Below are 20,585 nucleotides of genomic sequence, written 5' to 3'. Positions count from 1 at the left end.
AGCGGCGACAGCAGCCCTCAATGCCATCCTGGCATGGACAGCTGCCAGCGCTGCAGACACCCAGTTAAACGTAGATGTGTCCGATAACTGGGGAGGTGGCTTTACGGCCAATGCGACCTTCACTAATACGACCGGGAGCGCCCTGAGCGGGTGGTCCCTGACCTTCGATGCTCCGTTCACGATTTCCAGTATCTGGAATGCGCAAATCCTCAGCCAGGAGAATGGCACCGTGGTCATCGGTAATGCCTCCTGGAACGGCGATGTCGGTGCCGGCGGGAGCGTCCAGTTCGGGTTTAGCGGATCGGGCAGCGTTGCCTCTCCGCTGACGGCAACCCTCTCCGGCGAATCCTCCTCAGGGGGCGGTGATACGCCCACGCCGGGAACCGGTTCGGGCTCTGGCGGCTCGATTGTGCTCTCCGGCGTTGATGGCGACGGTACCGCTTTGCAGGTATCCATCGAGCAGGGGACCAGTGCGCTGACCATTGAAACCGCTGGTACTTACACCGTTGCGACCAATAACAGTGACGTGCTTGAGCCCTCGGTCGATGGCCAGAGCGTCACCCTGAACGGCTTGTCTGCCGGGCGTGCCTCGCTGCGTATTGAAAATACGGATACGGGCGCGGTGCGTTATGTGGGCGTGCGTGTGCTCAACGAGGATGGCTCCGTCCCCGGACTACCGGAGTACCTGGCCGTCGGCTCGGTGAGTGAAGACTCCTCGGCGGACCTGGACTTCTGGAAGGATTTTGAGAATGCCGACCAGAACAAGCGCGTGGACATCCGCTATATCTACCTCAACGGCGGGGCCACCGCAGCCATCGGTGATGGCTGGAACTGGCGCTCGGACGGCGAGGACGGCTCGCGTGCGACCGGTTATGTCGAGGAGAGCGTAAAGCTCGGGATGATCCCCTTCTTCGTCTGGTATAATATCCCCGCCAGCGGCGAGAGCTACTATACCGACAAGGCACACATGCAGGACGCCGCCTACATGGCCAGCTACTTTGAGGACCTCAAGTACGCGCTGGAAATCACCCGGCAGGTCGCCGGTGATGAAGTCATCGGCTGGGTTATCGAGCCGGACTTCCTCGGCTACTTCGCCCAGAATGACACCTCCAGCCCGGATGCAATCTACGCCGCCACCAGCGCCGCCTACACCGCGGGCGTCTTGGATGCCAATGACCCGGCTTTCCCCGACACGCTGGCCGGCCTTGTGCAGGCGATTAACTACACCTTCCAGAAGTACCAGCCCAGCGCTATCTACGGTTGGCAGTTCAACCTCTGGGCTTCGCCTCCGGGTGGGTGGACGACCTCCGTCGGCGGTAAGGGCGTGGTCCGCCTGACCGACTCGCTCGGTCTCTCCGACGGCCGCCTGGCTATTTACAATGAGGCTGCCGCTATCTCCCAGTACTATGTGGACGCCGGTGTGCTCTCCCATGGAGCCAGCTTTGTCAGTATCGACAAGTACGGCCTCGATGCCGCCTATGACGGTAATGCCGCCAACCCTGCCAACAGCATCTGGTTCTGGAACGCCGTTCACTGGACCAACTATCTGGTCTTCGTGAACGCCATGCATGAGACCACGGGCCTCCCGGTTGTCCTCTGGCAGCTTCCCGTCGGTCATATTAACACCACGCATGCGACTAATCCGTACGCCTCAGATGGCTTGTTTGAATCTCTGAACAACACGGTGCAGCACTACGAAGACTCCTCCGGCACGTACTTCCTGGGCGACACCTTCACACCCGGTTCGGATACGCGCCTGGCCTACTTTGGCTCGACCGATGACGGTACGGCCGATGTATCCGTCAGCGGTGACTCCGTGACCTGGGGCTCGCACCTCACCCTGGCCAAGGACGCCGGGGTCGCCGTTGCGCTCTTTGGCGCGGGTGTCGGTGCCAGCACCGATGGCGTGGGCTCACCCCCGACCGATGACTACTGGTTCATCTCGAAGGTACAGGAGTACTACGATAACCCGGTCATCCTCGGCGAAGCCGGTGGGATCGATTTGCCCGATGGCAGCGATGACACAACCGGCGACGGTACGGGTGATTCCGATAACGGTGATGGTGAGTCGACGGACGACGGTGAAGACTCCACCGGCGGTAACGGCACCGGTACGGGAGACTCGAACTCCGGCAGCGCGGACATCGCGGTTGCCTACAACGTCGGCAGCGACTGGGGCAGCGGCTTTACCGCCACGGTCAGCCTGACCAACAACGGCACCGCCGCCGTCAGTGCGTGGACGCTGAGCTTTGACCTGCCTGTTAACATCTCCGGTTACTGGAGCGCGGTGCAGGATACGAGCGACGGCGACAGCCACACCTTCAGCAATGAGAGCTGGAACGGCACCATTGCCGCCGGTTCGACGGTCAGCTTCGGCTTCCAGGCTACCGGTGACTCCTCGGCACAGATGAGCAACATCGTGGTCAACGGCGTCAGCCTCTCCGGCGATGATGACGATACGACCGGCAACGGGGGTGACGACACGGATAACGGCAACGATGACGACACGACCGATGATGACACCGGTAACAACGACGACGATGACACCGACACCGGCGATGACGGCGACAGCTCGACAGCCGCGCTTGTGGTGACGGTATCCAGCGACTGGGGGAGCGGCTTCACCGCTAACGCCACGCTGACCAATACCACAGACGAGGATCTCGACAGCTGGACGGTCACCTTCGACTGGCCCTACACCATCACCAGCATCTGGGACGCTAAACTGGTCTCACGGGACGGTGACACCTACACCATCTCCAGCCTCGGCTGGAACGGATCGCTGGCCGCCGGCCAGAGCGTGAGCTTCGGCTTCAACGGCTCCCCCGGTGATGTCGCCAGCCAGCCTGTCAACGTCACCCTCAATGGCGTCAGCGTCTCCGACGATACCACCGGTAACACCGATGATGACGACGGTACGGTCGATGATGGCACTGGCACCGATGACGGTAATGACAACACGGGTACCGGCGATGGCTCGGACGATGATTCATCGACTGACGACGGCACGGGTGATACGGGCACGGGCGACGGTTCGGATGACTCCGGCGATAACGGCACCGGTACCGGTGGCGGTAATGACTCCGCCTCAAGTGACGGTCGCGTGGTCGTTTACTATGCCAGCTGGAGCATCTATGGCCGTGGCTACGAGGTTGCCGATATCCCGGCTGACAAGGTCACGCACATCGTGCACGCCTTCGCGATCATCGACGGTAACGGCGAGATTGCCATCCACGACACCTGGGCCGACCTGGAGAAGACCTTTGGGGACGACACCTGGGACCAGCCGCTGCGCGGGAACTTCAACCAGTACCTCGAACTCAAGGCGCAGTACCCACACCTGAAGACCATGATCGCCGTTGGCGGCTGGTATGATTCGGGCCGGTTCTCGGACATCGCGGCCAGTGCCTCCGCCCGTGAGAAGTTCGCCGCCTCTGTGGTCGATTTCGTGGTCAAGTATGACTTCGACGGTATCGATCTGGACTGGGAGTACCCGGTCATCGCCACCGATGCGAATACGAATGTCCGCCCCGAGGACGGCGAGAACTACGCGCTGCTGGCGCAGGCCCTGCGTGAAGCGCTCGATGCCCAGGGGGCTATCGACGGTAAGCAGTACCTGATCAGCGCAGCCGTACCCGCCGGTTATGACAAGTACGACGAGATCAACCTCTCCGCCCTGTCTGATCAGGTCGACTGGCTCAACCTGATGACCTACGACTTCCATGGTCGCTGGGACAGAAGCCGCACGGGTCACAATGCTCCGCTGTACGCGAACAGCTCCGACCCGATGACCGAGTACAACGCACACTCTGCGGTGCAGGGGTATCTCGACGCCGGTGTCCCGGCCTCGAAGATCAACCTCGGCATCCCGCTCTACGGCTACGTATGGACGGGCGTCTCCTCGGCTAACAACGGTCTCTATGCCAGTGCGTCTGGCCTGGGAGCCGGTACCGTCGAGAACGGCATCCTGTCCTACCGCACGATCGTCGAGACGATGCAAAACGACTCGAGCTATGCCGAGTCCTGGGATGCGCAGTCGGAGGCTTCCTACATCTACCACAACGGCACCTTCATCTCCTATGACAGCCCGGCAATGGTCTCCAACAAGCTCGACTACGTCGATCAGATGGGCCTGGGCGGGGTTATGTTCTGGGAGATTGACGATGACTACCGCGACTATGACAGCGATTTGTCTGTCATGAAGCTGGTGGGAGATCGCTACATGAGCAACGTGACCGTCGGACAATAATAAAAAAGGCCTTAACTATTCAGGAAAAGTGCCTATTATAACAATTAGGGTATAGCACCCTACACTGGCACTTCCCATGTGCCCCTGTTTCACCCCAATACACTGCCGGGGGCGGATTTCGATCCGCCCCTGGTCTTTTTTTGGGTTTGGGTGCCGCTGGTGCGCCCACACAGTGAGCGATCGGGTGGGGGCCTCAATGCCCTGTGCAGTTACGCACAGCCCAGATATTTCTTCACCTCGGCCAGAGGGCGGGTGTTGAGGATGTGTTTCGGCTCCAGCCAGCCTTTCCGGGCGGCGTAGACGCCGTTGCGGTAGAAATCCAGCTGGTCGGTGGCGTGGGCGTCGGGATTGATCGAGGTCAACAGGCCGCGCTCGGCTGCCTTGTGCCAGAGACGCCAGTCCATGTCGAGCCGCCAGGGGTTGGCGTTCAGCTCGATGATCTTGCCGTTGGCGATGGCCGCATCGATGACCTTTGCCGTGTCCACCGGGTAGCCCTCGCGACGCAGCAGGAGCCGCCCGGTCATGTGCCCGAGCATGGTGACGTGCTCGTTTTCCAGTGCCTTGACGAGCCGCTTCGTCATGGCCTTTTCGTCCTTGGTCATGCCCGCGTGGATGGAGGCGACCACACAGTCGAGCTGCTTTAATACCTCGTCCGGGAAGTCCAGCTTACCGTCCGAGAGGATATCCACCTCAGAGCCGGTAAACACAAATGTTTTAAACTTTTTTGCATCATTCAGGGCTTTAATCTGCTCGATCTGCTCAGCCAGGCGATCCGCGTCGAGGCCGTTGGCCTGAAAGCTGGACTTCGAGTGGTCGGCGATGCCGAGATACTCGAATCCCAGGTCCTGCGCAGCCTGCATCATCTCCTCCAGGGTGGCGCGCCCGTCGGAGGCGGTGGTGTGGTTGTGGAAAACGCCGCGAATGTCCTCCGGCTCGACGAGCTTGGGCAGCTGGTCCTCTGCGGCGGCTTCGATCTCGCCCCTGTCCTCGCGCAGTTCAGGCGGGATATAGGCCAGATCGAGCTTCTTAAAGAGCTCCTCCTCGCCATCAATCGGCTCGGGCTCGCGTTCGCTGGGCTTCGGAGCGTTTTCCTTTGAGCCGCGCGTGTCCTCCGGGAAGAGCCCCCACTCGGAGAGGCTGAGCCCGCGCTCAAGTGCCCGCTGGCGCATGCGCACATTGTGGTCCTTGCTCCCGGTGAAGTGGTGCAGCGCGTAAAAGAACTGTGCGGGTGGGACGACACGAAGGTCCGCCTGCAGGCCGCCCTCCAAGCGGACAGAGGACTTGGTCTCGCCCTTGGCGGTGACCTCGACCACCCCGTCCTGCGCGGTAAACCAGTCCATGATCGGGCCGGGCTCGGTGGCGGCCACGAGAAAGTCCAGGTCGCCGACGGTCTCACGCTTGCGGCGCAGGCTGCCCGCGGCCTCGGCCTGCTTGACCTGCTTGAGCTCGCGCAAGCCCTCCAGAATGGGCGCGGAGGCGGCCTCCGCATCGGCCCAGCGGTGACGGGCGGCGTAGGCCTCGCGGTTGGCGATCCCGGCCAGGAGCTTCTCCTGCGTCTTTTCGCCAAAGCCTTCCAGCTCAGCGACTTTACCGTCCTTGCAGGCGGCGGTGAGCTGCTCGATGCTTTCCACGCCCAGCTCGTCGTGGAGCTTCTTGATCTTCTTCGGGCCGAGACCGGGGATCTCCAGCATCTGGAGCATCGTCGCGGGCACGGAGGCCTTGAGCTTGTCAAAATACTCCAGTTCGCCGGTCTCGTGCAGAGTGGTAATCTTCTCCACCAGCGCCTTACCGATGCCCTTGATCTTACCCAGGCGGTCCTCCTCGATGACCGTGCCGAGGTCCTCGTCGAGCGTCTCCAGCGAGCGGGCACCGTTCTGGTAGGCCCGGATCTTAAAGGCGTTCTCGCCCTTGAGTTCGAGCAACTCGGCAATGGCTTCGAGCACTTCGACGATGTCGGCTTTTTCCATGGGAGGAAATGTAGCCGCTCCCTGATGGTGTTCAAGTTTTGAACCGCAAAGGCGCAAAGACGCAGAGGCAGTGAGTTTTTGATTGCATCTAGCCTTCGACGGTTTGCGATATAATGATATGAGTGATAATTCAACGGCTATATGGATTAGTATTCTATCAATAGTTATTGCTGCATTCTCAGTTGGATGGAATGTATATCGAGATGTCATCCTAAAACCTAAACTTGTTCTCAATGTAACAGTGTCTGATATAACAAATACTCAGAAGCCAGAATATAGCGCCGAGAGAATAGTAATCACAGCCACAAACCACGGCCCCGGGAAAACGAAAGCCTGCCTACTATGGCTACGCCATTCATCTGTATATAAAAGGCTGTATTATCGGATCCGAAATAAACCAGGCTATGGCCTATTGAACCCACAATTCGAAGATCCACTGAGTAGTACTTTACCAATTTCTCTCGATGTAGGAGAGAAAGCGAATTTTACATTTTATCGTAACTCGGAGACTTTCTTAGATAGTCAATTCGATCAAGTAGGTATCAAAGATCCATTTGGTCGCATGCACTGGTGCAAACGTAAGCAGTTTAAAAAAGCAAGGTATGAACTACGAAAAGCAAGAAAGAACTAACTTGATTGCCTGAAGCCTGACTAAAAAACATCTTTGCGTCTCTGCGTCTTTGCGGTGAAATAAAAGTCTATCATGAACCCCGACTCTAAAATCTTTCTCTCCGGCCATCGCGGGATGGTCGGCAGCGCCATTCACCGCGCCCTGCTGGCTGACGGTCACGACAACTTCGTGCTGCGCACGCACGCCGAGCTGGATCTGTGCGACGCGGGGGCGGTCGAGGAGACCCTCGCCGAGGAAAAGCCCGAAACCGTCATCGTAGCGGCGGCCCGCGTGGGCGGTATTCATGCCAACAGCACCTACCCGGCGGAGTTTATCCACGAGAACCTGGCTAGCGCTCACAACATGATCCACCTCTCGTGGAAGCACGGCGTCAAGCGCCTGCTCTTTCTGGGCAGCTCGTGCATCTACCCGCGTGAGGCTCCCCAGCCCATGACCGAGGACTGCCTGCTGACCAGCCCGCTGGAGCCCACCAACGAGCCCTACGCCATCGCCAAGATCGCCGGGCTCAAGCTCTGCCAGTACTACCGTAAGCAGTACGGCGTGCTCTACCACTCGGCCATGCCGACCAACCTCTACGGCCCCGGTGACAACTACCACCCCGAGAACTCCCATGTGCTGCCCGCCCTGCTGCGTCGCTTCCACGAGGCGGTCGAGTCGGGCGCGCCGGACGTCACCCTCTGGGGCACGGGCAGCCCGCTGCGCGAGTTCCTGCACGTGGACGATCTGGCCGCCGGTTGCCTGCACCTGCTGGAGCTGGACAACCCGCCGGACTGGGTCAACGTGGGCTTCGGCTCCGACGTGACCATCAAGGAGCTGGCCGAGACTGTGCGCGATGTGACCGGCTTCCAGGGGGAGCTGAAGTGGGACACCTCCAAGCCCGACGGCACGCCCCGCAAGCTCATGGACAGCTCAAAAATCCGCGCCACCGGCTGGGAGCCCAAGATCGGCCTGCGTGAGGGCATCGAAAAGACCTACGCCCACTTCAAGCAGGAGCTGGCCAAGGGCAACATCCGGGGTTAGTACTCCGTCACGTTGACTGACGAGGATACGCTGTCCACGCGGCCATCGTATTTAAAGCCGACCACAATTTTCTGCACTTCGACGGTTGTGCCCTCTTCACGGCTGCTCAACCAGACCCAAATCTCATCGCCATAGGCGTCCTCGAAAATATCCAAGTTGCTGGGAGATAGGGCCTTGCCGTTCGGACGTCCCAAGAGGTTTAAAACATCCTGCTTGGTAGATACATCACGTTCGAGAGTTTTAGTACCCTCAATATTTAGGGGCTGGCCCGCTTGATTATCCAGTGCTAGCTGGATGTAGCCATGGAGTGTATCTTCAAAGAATTCGATGACTAGCAAATCCATGAAATAGTCACCACCCATGATCGGCGCTTTTGCTTCACCATAGATATAGGTGGCCATCGTAAAAGTGGTACCATTTTTGGTCACCGTGCGGCGAGACTGTGGAGGTCCCATCAAATCGAAGGCAACCTCGGTGGTAGTCTGGCCAAGAACCAGCCGATCAACCAGTCCCGGCTCAAAAATCTGCCCTGCGGTCTGAACGCATCCCGGCAAGCTGATTAGCACCGCTAGACTGAATAATAAGCACAAGCATTTCATGTTCTTTTGGTATAGACTATCATCATTGGTCTATACCAAATGCTGTCCAGCCTCAATAGGAGTTGAGAGGCAAGACCTGGGTGATGAAAGCCTGTGCTACAGCCGGCGGCGGGCGGCCTCAAGGTCGTCGGGGGTGTCGATGCCGAGCGGCTCGTAGGCGGTCTCGACGGCCTGGATAGAGAAACCGTGCTCCAGGAAACGCAGTTGCTCCAGCTTTTCGGATTTTTCGAGCACACCGGGGGTCAGCCCGGTGTAGCGGGACAGGGTTTCGCGGGCGTAGCCGTACACGCCAATGTGCGCCCAGAAGGCCGGGCCTTCGGCGATCCAGTTCTCCTGCGAGAAGCCCCGCACGTAGGGCAAAGGACTACGCGAGAAGTACATCGCCTGCCCATCGGCGCGGCGCACGACCTTGACCAGGTTCGGGTCAAAGATATCTACCGAGTCGTGGATGCGGAAGACCGCCGTCACGAGGTCACAGCCGGTGTCCTCCCAGACTTGTACGAGGCTGTCCAGCAGGGCAGGCTCGATGAAGGGCTCGTCGCCCTGCACATTGAGGAAAAACTGACTGTCGATCTTCGGTAACAGCTCGGCCAGGCGCTCGGTGCCGCTTTGGCACTCCGGACTGGTCATGTGGACGGTCGCCCCCCAGCCTTCGGCGCGCTCGCGGATCTCCTCGGAGTCGGTCGCGATGGCCACGCTGTCGGCTTTTTGCATCTTTGAGGCGCGCTCCCAGACATGCTGGAGCATGGGCTTGCCGCCGAGGTCGAGCAGGGCCTTGCGGGGCAGGCGGGTGGAGTCCAGACGGGCGGGTATAATGACGGATACGCTCATGATCGTTGCGGGGCGGCCTCCTCGGCCAAAGTCTTTAGCAGGGTCTCGGCTTGCTTGGCATTACGGATACGCAGGAAACCGAGTGTCTGCGACTGTTGATCACCGTCGGAGTCGCGCCAAGCATTAACCTCGATGATCACATCCCCACTGCCATCGTTGTGTTGTTTACGGTAGACGCTTTGAAGTCTTTCGGGCGGATAGCTGCGGACCGTTATCCCGCGGCCACCCTCAAACACAATCGCGCGCCGACCGGTGATCACGTAGGCCGTGCGGGTGGCTTTCCAGTACGCCCACAGCGGGGACGAAAGCATGCCGATGCCGATCAGCACAAAGGGCAGCCCAAAAAGAAAGAAATACGAGGCAGGTCCCTCGAACTCCCCCTGTCCCATCCCTGAGGCTCCCCACATCCAGAACAGCGCAAAGGCCGTCCAGGGGATACCAAAAAGAAAGCTGGCGATCGACCCACGCGTGAAAAACCGGGGGGTGGGCATTTCTTGCCACAGGACTTCCTCTCGTGGCTCAAGCTCGGCGTTAATTGAGTCCTGAAGATGGCGGGGGATAAAGTTCATGACGGGCGTTCGGCTTCGCGTTTTTTAACGAACTTGGCTGGCGTACCGGCGACAATCGTCCACGGCTCGACATCCTTCAGCACAGTGGAGCGCACGGCCACGACCGCTCCCTCTCCGACGGTGACGCCGGGCCCCACAAAGACATCGGCTGTGACCCAGGCGTACGCCCCGATCTCGATCGGCGCCACCTGATGCGGCAAGTCCACGCACTGGTAGTCGTGCGTCCCGGTGCACAAGAAGCTGTACTGGCTCACGGTACAGAACTTTCTCAGGACAATCGGTGCCTGCGTGTAGCAATCGACGTGATCACCGAGCGTAGCTCCCTCCTCCATGGTCAAATCCCATGGAGCCCAGATACGCGCCCCAGAGCAGGGCTTGGCCCCGGGGGCGATCTTCGCCCCGAAACAGCGTAGCAGGAACCTGCGCCAGGCATAAAGATTACGCGGAGTCGGCCGATATAAACAAAGCCACGCAATTCCCCAGACGATACGCCCCAGCTTATGCCAACAGGAATACGAAACTGCATGAACGGGCGTTGTCATTTGTGCTAAAAGTGAAGACCTTGGGAACTATTGCCAATAATGTTTTTCCTTGACTCAAACGCATCCAAAAGCCTTTTCACTGCTGTCCTTAATGAGACAGGCATACCGCTATGATTAACATTGATTTGATTAAATTTATTCTGAAGACAGGACTTGTCACCCTGTTGCTTGTTGGCGGTATTTACATGTTGGTCATGAGTCGTGTGAAGCTTGAGTCTGTCTTCAGCAATGTTTTCAACCTCAGAGATTTGGAAATCACGACCGGGAACATCGTGTTCCTGAAAATCGTGGGCAGTATCTTTACTCTGCTGAGCCTCTTTCTGCTCTGGCAGTTTTTCATCTACTCCCCTGGCGGTGCCAGCAGCTGAGCGAGGCGGTCACGATCGACTTTTCCGTTCGGCTTAAGGGGTAAGGTATCAACCCATAGCCAGCGTTTAGGATTACTGGCGGGCTGTAGCTGACTTTGCAGAGCCTTCTGGAGCGGTTTGAGTTCCTGCTCCTTAACCCCGGCCACCAAGGCCACGACACACTGCCCCCAGTCCGGATCTGGCTCACCGGTGACAAGGGCTTCCGCCTCTGGGTTTGAGCGCCGGATGGCGGCTTCGACCTCCAGGGGGTCGACTTTTTCACCGCCGGTTATAATGATCCGGTCACGGCGCCCTGATACATGCAGGCGCCCTGCCTCGTCCAGTTCCCCATCATCGCCGGGATAAAAGACCTCTGTTGCGGCGGGCACCTCCGGGTAATAACCCCGAAACAAGGAACGCGCTTGAATCGCGATCCCCTCTGCGCCGATCGAAACCTGCGCATGCGGAAGAATCTCGCCTGCCAGGGGCTTTCGGGCTTCAAACGCCTCCGGCCGCTGGATAGCGATTACTGCTGACGTTTCCGTCATCCCATAGCTACAGGCCGGATGCAGTCCGGCCTGCCGGGCGCGGTCTTGCAGATCCTCCGGCACGGCTGCCCCGCCCAGCAGCAGCAGCCCAAAGCCACGCAGCCAGTCGCCACCACCGGGCTGCGCCAGCATGCGCCCAAGTTGTGTGGGTACGAGCGAGAGATGGAAAGCACTGCGATCCGGCATACCGGTGCCCGGCTCGACCTGCTCACGGTAATCTGCCAGCATGAGCCGGCCACCGCTCATAAAGGTCCGCATGGCCTGCATCAGTCCACTCACGTGCCACAGCGGGAGCGTGCACCAGGCATTGAGCTGCTGCTGGTCGAAAAATGTGGCGTAGCCCTTTACCGCAGCCGCAAGTGTTTCCCACCTGTGCATGGCGAAGCGCACCCGCCCGCCCGTGCCCCCGGTAGGGATCATAATATGTCCGCGGTAGGGTGCCATTGGCAGCTCCTGCAGGCCTAGCGAATGTGGCAGTTGTGTATGCCCCCAGACCAGGCTGGGCTGGAGTTGGGCGGCCACCTGCGACCATTCGTTCTGCCGCCAGGCAGGATTGGCCAGAAAGACCGGAGCCCCCAGTGCCACTGCCGCCAGCAGACTTCCCAGAAATGCAGTCGCATCCTCCTCTGCGAGCAGGATTGTCGCGGTCGGCTCTTTCTCTAAAAAGGCCGTCAACGTGTCCAGTCTGGCCTCAAAACACTCGACGACCGCCCCCTGACGATGCTCATCGAGCCAGGGCTTTTTCAGGCGTTCGCGAAATGCGGCTACAGTCGCTTCCATAAGCGCTCAAAAGCATCCACTGGCAGACCGGGAGTCAAGATCGGCCCATAGATGTGCCCGCTAAAACCATCTTCATGCGGAAAGTATTCCAGCGTGCCAAAGCCCACGGCTGCCGAGCTGTGCTCATCCATCGAGGCCAGCCGCAGCGCTGCCTCGATGCCGATCGCCGTCTCGAAAGCCGAGGAGTAAACCACCCGCACACCGGGCCGGAAAGCCCGCCAGGACAGGTACGACTTCACTGAGCCGATTAGAGCGGGTTTTATCACAAACGGGCCTTTGGGGAAAAGCTCCGTAAAGGCCGTCAACGCACCCGGCTGGCAGAGCGACTCGTCCAGAGCCACGGGCACTGAATACCGCTCGGCCAAGATGGCCATACTTGCCTCCTCGCCGGGGGGCAAGGGCTGCTCCAGAAACTCCACCGGATAGTCCTCCAGAAAGGCCATCCACGCCTCTGTCGCTGCGTAGTCGAGTCCGGCATTGGCGTCCAGCCGCAGGATGCCTTTGCCGTGCAGCAGCTTGAACAGCTCGCGGCACAGGTGCTGCTCCGCCTCCATAGACTCGACGCCGATTTTCCATTTAAAAGTCGTAAAGCCCTGATCCAGTAGCGTTTGAAGCGCAGCATAGGCCGTAATGCCCGCCGGGAGCAGCCCGGCTACGTGGTGTGGACGGGCAGGCGCGCGCTCAAGCATCCCAGCCGCGCAGTCCAGCGCAAAGCGTGTACAGACCAGCTCAGGTGGCAGCTCCAGCTCCGGGTCTTCAATCAGGGCGTCGAGGGCCTCGGATGCATCGAGCAGGCTCTCTGTCCCAAAGTCTTCCAGGGGAGCGACTTCGCCAAAGCCCACCTGCCCCTCGTGCTCAAGCCGTACGATCAGCCCCTCGCGCTGGGGCCACTCACCATGGGCCGTCCGCAATGGGGAGCGGAAGGGGCGGCAGTAGGGCTTCCAGGCAAGACTGTCCATAGGTTCCGGGGGGTGATGCGAGAGGCGGAAACAGACGGGTTAACGAGGGCTTCCGGGACAGATATTGACCGGTCATGAGCAAAGTGTCGATCCCCGTGTTTTTTCAGTTGTCGCCTCTCCTTGTTCGCCCATAATTCCCAAGGGCAACAACCGTTGCCATGAGCAAAGACATTGATTCTTATTTTTACAAAGCCGCGGATCAGTTTTTCCCGGATAACGCACAGGTCGCTCTGACCTACGACGACATCACGCTGGCGACCCGCTACTCTGAGGTCCTGCCCCGCATGACTAACCCGGAGACGGTCCTCTCGGAGCAGCTCCACCTCTCTGTGCCGATCGTCTCGGCCGACATGGACACCGTGACCGAGGCCCCCATGGCCATCGCCATGGCTAACAATGGCGGCATCGGGCTGATCCACTACAACATGTCCGAGCGCGCGCAGATCAAGCAGGTCGCCCGGGTGAAAAACAACATTCACGGGCTCATCCAGGAGCCGATCAGCGTCAAGCCGCAGATGCACATCGCCGAGGTGCTTGATATGATGGACGAGCGCGGGTTCAAGTTCAGCACCTTCCCGGTGGTGGACGAGAGTGGTAAGCTCCTGGGCCTGTTGCCGGGCCGCACCGTCAAGCAGCGCTACCGCGACCGCACCGTCCACGAGGCCATGCAGCCGCGCGCTCAGGTCTTCACCATCCGTCAGTCCGACATCGAGGGCGACCCCATCGCCGCCGCCGACAAGTTCTTTAACGAGCACCTGGGCATCCACAAGCTCCTCGTCGTCGACGACGAGGACCACCTGGCCGGACTCTTTACTCTGAGCGACATTGAGCGCATCACCGAGGAGAGCCGCACCAACGTCAAGCCCGCCCGCGACTCTCAATTCCGTCTGGTCTGCGGGGCCGCCGTCTCGGCCCCCCGCACCCCGGAAGGGGACCTCGACAAGGACAAGCTGCTGGGCCACGTCTCCGCTCTCGTCGACGAAGGCGTAGACGTTGTGGCCGTCTCCACCGCTCACGGCCATACCGCCGGGGTGGGTGACGCCGTCCGCCTCCTGCGTGCGGAGTATCCGGACCTCACCCTTATCGCCGGTAACGTCACCAGCGGCGAGGGCGTACGCTTCCTCGCCGAGGCCGGTGCCAATGCCATCAAAGTCGGCCAGGGACCGGGCTCCATCTGCACCACGCGCATCGTCGCCGGGGTGGGCATCCCGCAGCTCACGGCGCTCTATGTCGCCACCCGCGAGGCCGCCAAGGCCGGTGTCAAGATCATCGCCGACGGTGGCATCACCAAGAGCGGTGACATCGTCAAGGCGCTCACACTGGCCGACGCCGTCATGTGTGGCGGCCTGCTCGCCGGTTGCCCCGAGGCTCCCGGCAAGATCATGGAGATCAACGGAAAGCTTTATAAGGAGTACCGCGGGATGGGCAGCCTGGAGGCCATGAAGGCCGGTAGCGCCGCCCGTTACGGTCACTCCAACGCGAACAAGAACGCCAAGGTCGCCGCCGAAGGCGTCGAGGCGGTCAAGGAAGTCTCCGACTCGATCGATCAGGTCCTCGCTCAGCTCATTGGAGGTATCCAGAGCGGCATGGGCTACCTGGGAGCACGGACGCTGCCCGAGCTGCGTGAACGCGCCCGCTACATCCGGGTCAGCCCCGCTGGCCAGCGCGAGTCTTCTCCGCACGACGTCGTCGAGGTCAAGACTACCAAGGCTTAGCGCGACACCGTTTACCTGAAAATGTCAGGGTGATCCGATGGGTCACTGGGTGCAGGCCTATGTCCTGCTGTTCCAGGGGAGTGGGGGTACGGGCAGGTTGATGTCGCGCACGCTTCGTTTGCGGAAGAGCAGGACACCGACGGAGATGCCGATGGCCAACGCCGCGAGCAGGGAAAAGGTGAGCGTGATGTTGTGGGCGATGTCGGGGATGAGCGTCGGGTCTTCCTCGATCATGCGTTCGCTGGTGATCTTGATCCCGCCCAGCATGGAGCGGTAGGCGTACATGCCGGGGATCATCGTGATGCAGGCGGGCATGGTGAAGACCACCGGCGGGTTGTCCACCCGGTGTGCGAAGTAGATACCCAGCACACCGATGAGGAGGGAGGCGGCCAGGGTGGCGGGGATGATGTTCAGGCCGCACTCCAGCAGCGCGAAGCGCAGGCAGTGCCCACTGCCGCCGAGGACAGCGGCCACCCAGAGGACGCGCTTGGGGGTGCCGAAGAGCACGCCCCAGCCGATGGCGACGAGGAAGGCCAGGGACATGTCGCGGAGGCTGGCCAGGAGGATGTCGGTAGTCATGATCCGAAAAGGTTTTTGGTTTAAAAGAGACGGTGTGTGGGGGCAGGTTTAGAGGTTGTCGATACCCATGAGGGTGATGGCGACTGTCATGCCTGCGGCGATGCACAGCACCGTAAAGGCCGCAAAGAGCCCGCGTGCGAGTGAGGCGGAGAGGTAGCCCTCGATCAGGTCGATGACGCTGTTCAGAAGCGGGACGCCGGGGATCAGAAACAGTACGCTGGTCGCCAGCGTGGCCTCGGGGGAGCTGCCGATATTCCAAAAGGTGTCGATACCCGCGATGAGCGTGGCCACGAAGGCCGAGCCGACGTTCACGAGCATGGGGTTAAAGTCTTGCCGCCCCATCCAGATGCGTACGGCCTGCCCGATGGCGGCAGCGAAAAACGCGCACAGTCCGTTCAGGATATCACCGCCGAAAAGCATGCACAGGCAGCCGCAGGCCATGCCGACGGCCGGAATGACGGCTAACGGCGGGTAGCCGGGGGCGGCCTTGATGGTCTCGATTTCTCGCTTGATCTGGGCGAAGGACAGCCGCTGGTCGAGCGCGCGCCAGGACAGACGGCTGAAGAGGGTGAGGGTGAGCAGGTGAACGCGCGGGGGTGGGGCATCCTGATAGCGGGTGACGGTGCGCTCCGGGTCGGCGTGGTCGCGCACAGTCACGATCAGCCCCGTGAAGGTCGGGTGCACATGGATGGGGAAACCCCAACGGTCCGCGAAGCGCTTGATATTGCTGAAGACGCGACCGCTGTGAGCGCCTGCCGAGAGCAGCAGGACGCCCGCCTCCAGCGCCAGGTCGGCCAGTTGCTCGGCCGTAACGATTTCATCCGGCATCTGGCCGGGGGCGGTGCTTACCGTCTTCTCGGTGGTCATGGCCATTCCTTTATCGGGAATTGCCGGCCGCGAAAAGCCGTTTCTTCACGTTTGCGGCGTGTGCGGGACGCGTCTATGTGGGTATTAGCGCATGTTGCCTGTGCGTACCGTGTCGCTGCTCAGTGCACCGTGCTTTTCGAGAACAGGTTGATCACGATAACGCCCGCGATGATCAGCACCATCCCGGCAATGGCTGCGAGATCGGGTATCTGCTTGAAAAGCACGGCCCCCGCAGCGGTGACGAGGACGACTCCCATCCCGGACCAGATGGCGTAGGAGATGCCCACAGGGATGGTCTTGAGCACCTGGCTCAGGCAGTAGAAGGCAATCCCGTAGCCGATGATAACGACTGCGCTCGGGATCAGCCGGGTGAACTGCTCCGAGAGCTTCAGGGCGGTGGTGGCGATGACTTCGGCCACGATGGCCACGGCGAGGAAAACGTAACCAGACATGGCGCCACTGTTGCTGAGGCAATCCCATCTGGCAAGCGCGCGATAGCTGAGGGAGGGGAGCAAAGAGCAATGAATGGTTTACTCAGAGCAGGTTCTGGCGTATATCACGGTCTATGCTTAAGCGTATTATCCTCTTTTCTCTCGGCTTGGCACTCACCGCTACCCTTTCCCACGCGATTGTAAATGCGAGCTCTCCCGGAGGGAATCTGTCCGCGCCGACAGGCAAGGACGGCCAGCCTGAGGACCCTGGCTTTGCCAGTATGGTCAAGGTGCGAGGGGGTGCCGCTGCCTACCTGGGCAATGGCTGGTTTTTGACGCCTCGGCATGTTTCTCCTTCTTTGATCGTTATTGATGGGAAGAAACTGAAGCGAGAGGATGTGATCGATAAGACGCACGCCTTCAAAAAGGCGGATCTCCAGCTCATCCACTTGAAAGAGGCTCCGAATTTGCCCGTTGCCGAGATTGCCACCACCGCCCCGACACCTGGTACCGAGGTGATTATGATCGGTGCCGGTATCACGGCGGTGGACCACATGACATACTGGAAAGTCGACCAGAGCACACGCCCCTGGACGTGGACGGAGGTGAGTGATCCCAAAGAAGCCAATATGGCAGGAGTCCTCGGGCACAATCCCCGGCAGTGGGAAATGAGCTGGGGGACAAACCGGATTTTGGGGGAGGGCGACCAGCCCATCCCCGGGCAAGCCCTGGTTACGGATTTTTCCGGGGATCCTGCCCAGCAGACGGCCTATGAAGCCCAGGCGACTTCGCAGGACTCAGGTGGATGCTTCTTTATGAAAACCGAAGATGGCTGGAAGCTCTGCGGCATGATCGTAACGGTCGGGCGCCTGTATCCGAACCAGCCCGGAATCTACACGACTGAGGGCGGCGAGCGCGTCATCGGGTCGGGGCTCTTCGGGAATCTGACGGTGGCGATTAATCTGGCCCTTTACCGCGATGAAATCATGGCCATCGTCAACGGCGATACCCACTAAGCGCAACGCGTGCCAACGAAGCGCCGACTCATATTACTGAGCCAGCCTGTCGATTTTAAGGAATGAAAAGGGCGCGGTCGGAGTGACCGCGCCCTTGCTGTAAAAGGTGGTGTGTCTGCGTAAGCCGTGGGCTTACAGGACGTTCCGCATCTGTTCGACGCAGTTCTTCAGGGCCGGGACGGGGTTTTCCGGATCGGCTTCGTACTCGATCACGGCCATGCCGTCGTAGTTGTCGGCCTTGAGCTGGGCAGCGAAGGCGGGCAGGTCGAGGTTACCCTGACCCACAACGGTGTCCTTCCAGCCGGCGTTCTTCTCGAAGACGAAGTCCTTGAAGTGAATGCCGTGGACCTTACCGGAGTACTTCTTGATCCATTCGAGCGGCACACCTTGCTTCGGGCCGATCTGCATGCACCAGGCGGTGTCGATGCACAGACCGACTTCCGGGGTGCCGAGGTTGATCAGGTGCTCCATCACGTCCGGCTGGCCGCCAAACATGTAGCCGCCGTGGCAGTGGATGCCGACCTTGATGCCGTACTCACGGGCAAAGCTGCGCGCCTGGGCGATGGCCTTGCCGAAGCTGTCCACCTTGAAGTGGACGGAGATGTGCTTGGCACCGGCCATGGCAACCGCCTCGAAGGCGTCGCGCTCGGACGGATCGCCGACCAGGGTTTCCACACCGACCGAGACGATCTTCACACCGGCGTCGGTGTAGGTCTTCACGACTTCCTTCCAGTTTTCCAGATTGTGGAAGTCGCCCCCGGCGTGCAGGCGGCAGATTTCGATACGGTCGAGGCCGATTTCCTTCACCTTGGCGGCGACTTCGACGTTATCCTTGAAGTTACGGAAGCAGTAGCTCTGCACTCCGAGATTGGATGATAGGCTCATGAGATATTTATCTTGTGGTTCGTGTAGATGTTAAATGCTCGCCCTAGGCCAGGACGACTTCGCGACCGGTGCGGGTCGACTCGGCGATACCATCGAGGACCTTCTGGACGGCCAGAGCCTGATCCAGCGTGCAGCACACCGGGGTACCCTCGTGCAGGTGGTCGATGAAGTTGGCGAAGCGGTTGCCCATGGTGGGCTTCTTCGGGTCGGGGAGGTTTTCCACGATTTCGTAGGCACCGGGGATCTCCTTGGAGAAGCGGTAGAGCCGGGCCGGGTAGGTGGTTGCGCCGCCTTCGGTGCCGAAGAGCTGGACGTTGTTGTCGCCGGCTTTCTCGGTGTGGCAGGCCCAGGTCGCATCGAGGGAAACGGTTGCGCCGTTGGCCAGGCGGATAAAGGCACTGGCAAAGTCGTCCACGTCAAAAGCGATGTCGCTCTTGTCGGACATGCCCCAACCGCCTTCGCCCAGACCGCGCGGTCCAAACTTGCTGTAGGTCACGCCGGAGACGGAGACGGGCTCGAAGTTGTCCATCAGGTAGAGGGACAGGTCGAGCATGTGCACGCCGATGTCGTAGAGCGCACCCCCGCCGGCCAGTTCCTTGCTGACGAACCAGGTGCCCATCTTCGGGATGCCGGAGCGGCGGCGCCAGTAGCCCTTGACGTGGTAAATTTCGCCGAGCTTGCCGTCTTCGACCAGAGCTTTGACCTTCTGCGATTCCGGGTTAAAGCGTTGGTTCATGCCGAGGCTGAGGGTCAGACCCTTTTCCTTGGCCAGGGCAGCGGCGGCCTTGGCCTCGTCGAGGTTCATCGCGAAGGGCTTTTCCAGCAGCACGTGCTTGCCAGCCTCAAGGGCAGCCATCGTGGTCGGGATGTGGAATTTATTCGGGGTCGCCACGTAAATGGCGTCAACATTCTCATCGGCCAGCAGGGCCTCAAGGGTCGTGCAGGCGTTGGCGACGTCGAACTTCTCGCAGAACGATTTGACGCGCTCCTCGTTGGTATCGAAAGCGGCGACAACTTCGCCGTTGGGGTGGGCATTGATCTGTGTTGCGGCCGACTGGGTGATCTGACCGGTACCGACTACGCCTAAGCGGATTTTATCTGATTTATTCATGGGTATTTAAAAGTTAGCTTAGGTGGGCATCTTTGCCCTTTAAAAACGGCAGTTCAATGGCATATGATAATTGAAACCTATGATTTGTTACGAAAAAATCGGTGTAGGAAAATATGCTTCTGGGTGAGTTAATCGGGACGGGCCATTACCATCAGGCGCCGGGGCGTCAGCCCACGGGACGGGCTGTCCCCGAGGGTACATTCCAGTTTGAGCTGGTGACGGACGGGCATGGTTGGGTTTTGGATAACGATGATTGGGTGGAGCTGTATCCGGGAGCACTGATGTGGCACCAGCCCGGCGACCACACCATCGGCCGCAGTGACTGGGATGACCCGTATTGCTGCCTGACGGTACGCGTTGAGGCATTGGATCCCATCAGGCGCCCTGCCAATGTTCCGCATGTGACCTGGTGGCTGGATCTGGACCGGGTGCGGCACTTTACGGCGGAAGTTGTGAAGCTATTTGCCCGTGGGCAGCTCGAGCGACCGGTTCTGCGGGATTATATCGTCTCCCGCCTGCGTCTGCAGGCAGAGCTCTATGTGCGTGAAGCCTCCAAGCATATGCTTCCTGTAGAGCTTCAGCGCGTCCTCGCGTATCTGGACAAGCACTACGACGAGCCGCTCCGTCTGGAGACGCTGGCGGATGTCGCCCAGTGGTCGGTGCCGCACCTGCATGCGCGCTTCCGTGAAGAGCTGGGCCAGAGCCCGCACCAGCGGTTGATCGAGCGCCGGATCGAGGGCGCCCGTGTGCGCCTGGCCGGTACAAATGACCCGATCAAGCAAGTGGCGGCTGATTGCGGGTTTTCAAACGCCTCGGCACTGTGCACGCTTTTTCGCCGTGCGGTCGGCTGCACCCCGGCCGAGTATCGCCGCCGCCAGGTGCGGGGTTGAGCTTGCGGGTCTCAGGTAGCCGCCGTGGCAACTCTGTGCGTGGCGGTCT

The 20,585-nt window shown here is 60.2% G+C and carries 19 protein-coding genes; 7 read left to right on the top strand and 12 right to left on the bottom strand.

The window, feature by feature from the left end; all coding sequences use genetic code 11:
- Window positions 1-76 precede the first annotated feature (76 nt).
- Complete coding sequence (locus K0V07_RS03785) at window positions 77-4,249, top strand: glycosyl hydrolase family 18 protein (RefSeq protein WP_220623206.1); 4,173 nt, start codon at window positions 77-79, stop codon at window positions 4,247-4,249.
- 209 nt (window positions 4,250-4,458) lie between these two features.
- Here the strand turns inward: K0V07_RS03785 and polX are convergent, their stop codons facing one another.
- Window positions 4,459-6,216 (bottom strand): DNA polymerase/3'-5' exonuclease PolX, encoded by a 1,758-nt coding sequence (gene polX, locus K0V07_RS03780; protein ID WP_220623205.1) that lies wholly within the window; start codon window positions 6,214-6,216, stop codon window positions 4,459-4,461.
- Between the two features lie 118 nt (window positions 6,217-6,334).
- Between polX and K0V07_RS03775 the strand changes: the two genes are divergently transcribed.
- Together K0V07_RS03775 and K0V07_RS03770 are read left to right on the top strand one after the other, a co-directional pair.
- Window positions 6,335-6,847 (top strand): hypothetical protein, encoded by a 513-nt coding sequence (locus K0V07_RS03775; protein ID WP_220623204.1) that lies wholly within the window; start codon window positions 6,335-6,337, stop codon window positions 6,845-6,847.
- 72 nt (window positions 6,848-6,919) lie between these two features.
- Window positions 6,920-7,867: a GDP-L-fucose synthase gene (locus K0V07_RS03770; RefSeq protein ID WP_220623203.1), complete on the top strand. Its 948-nt coding sequence runs from the start codon at window positions 6,920-6,922 to the stop codon at window positions 7,865-7,867.
- On the opposite strand, the gene K0V07_RS03765 is transcribed toward K0V07_RS03770, so the two are convergent.
- From K0V07_RS03765 to K0V07_RS16645, 4 genes are all read right to left on the bottom strand, one after another.
- Window positions 7,864-8,433 (bottom strand): outer membrane protein assembly factor BamE, encoded by a 570-nt coding sequence (locus K0V07_RS03765; protein WP_220623202.1) that lies wholly within the window; start codon window positions 8,431-8,433, stop codon window positions 7,864-7,866. The two genes, K0V07_RS03770 and K0V07_RS03765, sit on opposite strands and share 4 nt — an antisense overlap.
- 129 nt (window positions 8,434-8,562) lie before the next feature.
- Window positions 8,563-9,297: a 3-deoxy-manno-octulosonate cytidylyltransferase gene (gene kdsB / locus K0V07_RS03760; protein WP_220623201.1), complete on the bottom strand. Its 735-nt coding sequence runs from the start codon at window positions 9,295-9,297 to the stop codon at window positions 8,563-8,565.
- A complete protein-coding gene (locus K0V07_RS03755) occupies window positions 9,294-9,866 on the bottom strand; it encodes a PH domain-containing protein (protein WP_220623200.1) in 573 nt (190 codons plus the stop codon). The genes kdsB and K0V07_RS03755 overlap by 4 nt, the downstream gene beginning before the upstream one ends.
- Window positions 9,863-10,198 (bottom strand): hypothetical protein, encoded by a 336-nt coding sequence (locus K0V07_RS16645; protein ID WP_220623199.1) that lies wholly within the window; start codon window positions 10,196-10,198, stop codon window positions 9,863-9,865. Before K0V07_RS16645 ends, K0V07_RS03755 begins: the two co-directional genes overlap by 4 nt.
- Before the next feature lie 320 nt (window positions 10,199-10,518).
- Here K0V07_RS16645 and K0V07_RS03745 point away from each other — a divergent pair, with 320 nt between their 5' ends.
- Window positions 10,519-10,776 (top strand): hypothetical protein, encoded by a 258-nt coding sequence (locus K0V07_RS03745; RefSeq protein WP_220623198.1) that lies wholly within the window; start codon window positions 10,519-10,521, stop codon window positions 10,774-10,776.
- Here K0V07_RS03745 and K0V07_RS03740 read toward each other — a convergent pair.
- The gene (locus tag K0V07_RS03740) at window positions 10,749-12,083 is read right to left on the bottom strand and encodes an AMP-binding protein (RefSeq protein WP_220623197.1); all 1,335 of its coding nucleotides are present in this window, start codon (window positions 12,081-12,083) and stop codon (window positions 10,749-10,751) included. The genes K0V07_RS03745 and K0V07_RS03740 overlap by 28 nt on opposite strands.
- Window positions 12,068-13,042 carry an o-succinylbenzoate synthase gene (menC, locus tag K0V07_RS03735; RefSeq protein ID WP_220623196.1) on the bottom strand — a complete coding sequence of 325 codons (975 nt, stop codon included), beginning with the start codon at window positions 13,040-13,042 and terminating at the stop codon, window positions 12,068-12,070. Before menC ends, K0V07_RS03740 begins: the two co-directional genes overlap by 16 nt.
- Before the next feature lie 158 nt (window positions 13,043-13,200).
- On the opposite strand from menC, the gene K0V07_RS03730 reads away from it, so the two are divergent.
- A complete protein-coding gene (locus tag K0V07_RS03730; protein ID WP_220623195.1) occupies window positions 13,201-14,757 on the top strand; it encodes an IMP dehydrogenase in 1,557 nt (518 codons plus the stop codon).
- 57 nt (window positions 14,758-14,814) lie between these two features.
- On the opposite strand, the gene K0V07_RS03725 is transcribed toward K0V07_RS03730, so the two are convergent.
- The 3 genes from K0V07_RS03725 to K0V07_RS03715 all read right to left on the bottom strand — a co-directional run bounded on the left by K0V07_RS03725 (window position 14,815) and on the right by K0V07_RS03715 (window position 16,655).
- Window positions 14,815-15,336 carry a threonine/serine exporter family protein gene (locus K0V07_RS03725; protein ID WP_220623194.1) on the bottom strand — a complete coding sequence of 174 codons (522 nt, stop codon included), beginning with the start codon at window positions 15,334-15,336 and terminating at the stop codon, window positions 14,815-14,817.
- A 48-nt stretch (window positions 15,337-15,384) separates the two neighbouring features.
- Entirely contained in the window at window positions 15,385-16,203 is an 819-nt protein-coding gene (locus K0V07_RS03720; protein ID WP_220623193.1) for a threonine/serine exporter family protein, read from the bottom strand.
- Window positions 16,204-16,322: 119 nt separating this feature from the next.
- On the bottom strand, window positions 16,323-16,655 hold the full coding sequence (locus tag K0V07_RS03715; protein ID WP_220623192.1) for an SMR family transporter: 333 nt from the start codon (window positions 16,653-16,655) through the stop codon (window positions 16,323-16,325).
- Between the two features lie 113 nt (window positions 16,656-16,768).
- On the opposite strand from K0V07_RS03715, the gene K0V07_RS03710 reads away from it, so the two are divergent.
- The gene (locus K0V07_RS03710) at window positions 16,769-17,650 is read left to right on the top strand and encodes a hypothetical protein (protein ID WP_220623191.1); all 882 of its coding nucleotides are present in this window, start codon (window positions 16,769-16,771) and stop codon (window positions 17,648-17,650) included.
- A gap of 132 nt (window positions 17,651-17,782) precedes the next feature.
- Here the strand turns inward: K0V07_RS03710 and K0V07_RS03705 are convergent, their stop codons facing one another.
- Both K0V07_RS03705 and K0V07_RS03700 read right to left on the bottom strand, forming a co-directional pair.
- A complete protein-coding gene (locus K0V07_RS03705) occupies window positions 17,783-18,535 on the bottom strand; it encodes a sugar phosphate isomerase/epimerase (RefSeq protein WP_220623190.1) in 753 nt (250 codons plus the stop codon).
- 43 nt (window positions 18,536-18,578) lie between these two features.
- Window positions 18,579-19,646: a Gfo/Idh/MocA family oxidoreductase gene (locus K0V07_RS03700; RefSeq protein ID WP_220623189.1), complete on the bottom strand. Its 1,068-nt coding sequence runs from the start codon at window positions 19,644-19,646 to the stop codon at window positions 18,579-18,581.
- Window positions 19,647-19,759: 113 nt separating this feature from the next.
- Here K0V07_RS03700 and K0V07_RS03695 point away from each other — a divergent pair, with 113 nt between their 5' ends.
- The gene (locus K0V07_RS03695; RefSeq protein ID WP_220623188.1) at window positions 19,760-20,536 is read left to right on the top strand and encodes an AraC family transcriptional regulator; all 777 of its coding nucleotides are present in this window, start codon (window positions 19,760-19,762) and stop codon (window positions 20,534-20,536) included.
- Window positions 20,537-20,585: the final 49 nt, after the last annotated feature.

This window comes from Ruficoccus sp. ZRK36, assembly GCF_019603315.1.
Lineage (GTDB): Bacteria > Verrucomicrobiota > Verrucomicrobiia > Opitutales > Cerasicoccaceae > Ruficoccus.
The sequence above is the reverse complement of the archived record's forward strand: the minus strand, read 5'-3'. Positions and strand labels throughout refer to the sequence as shown.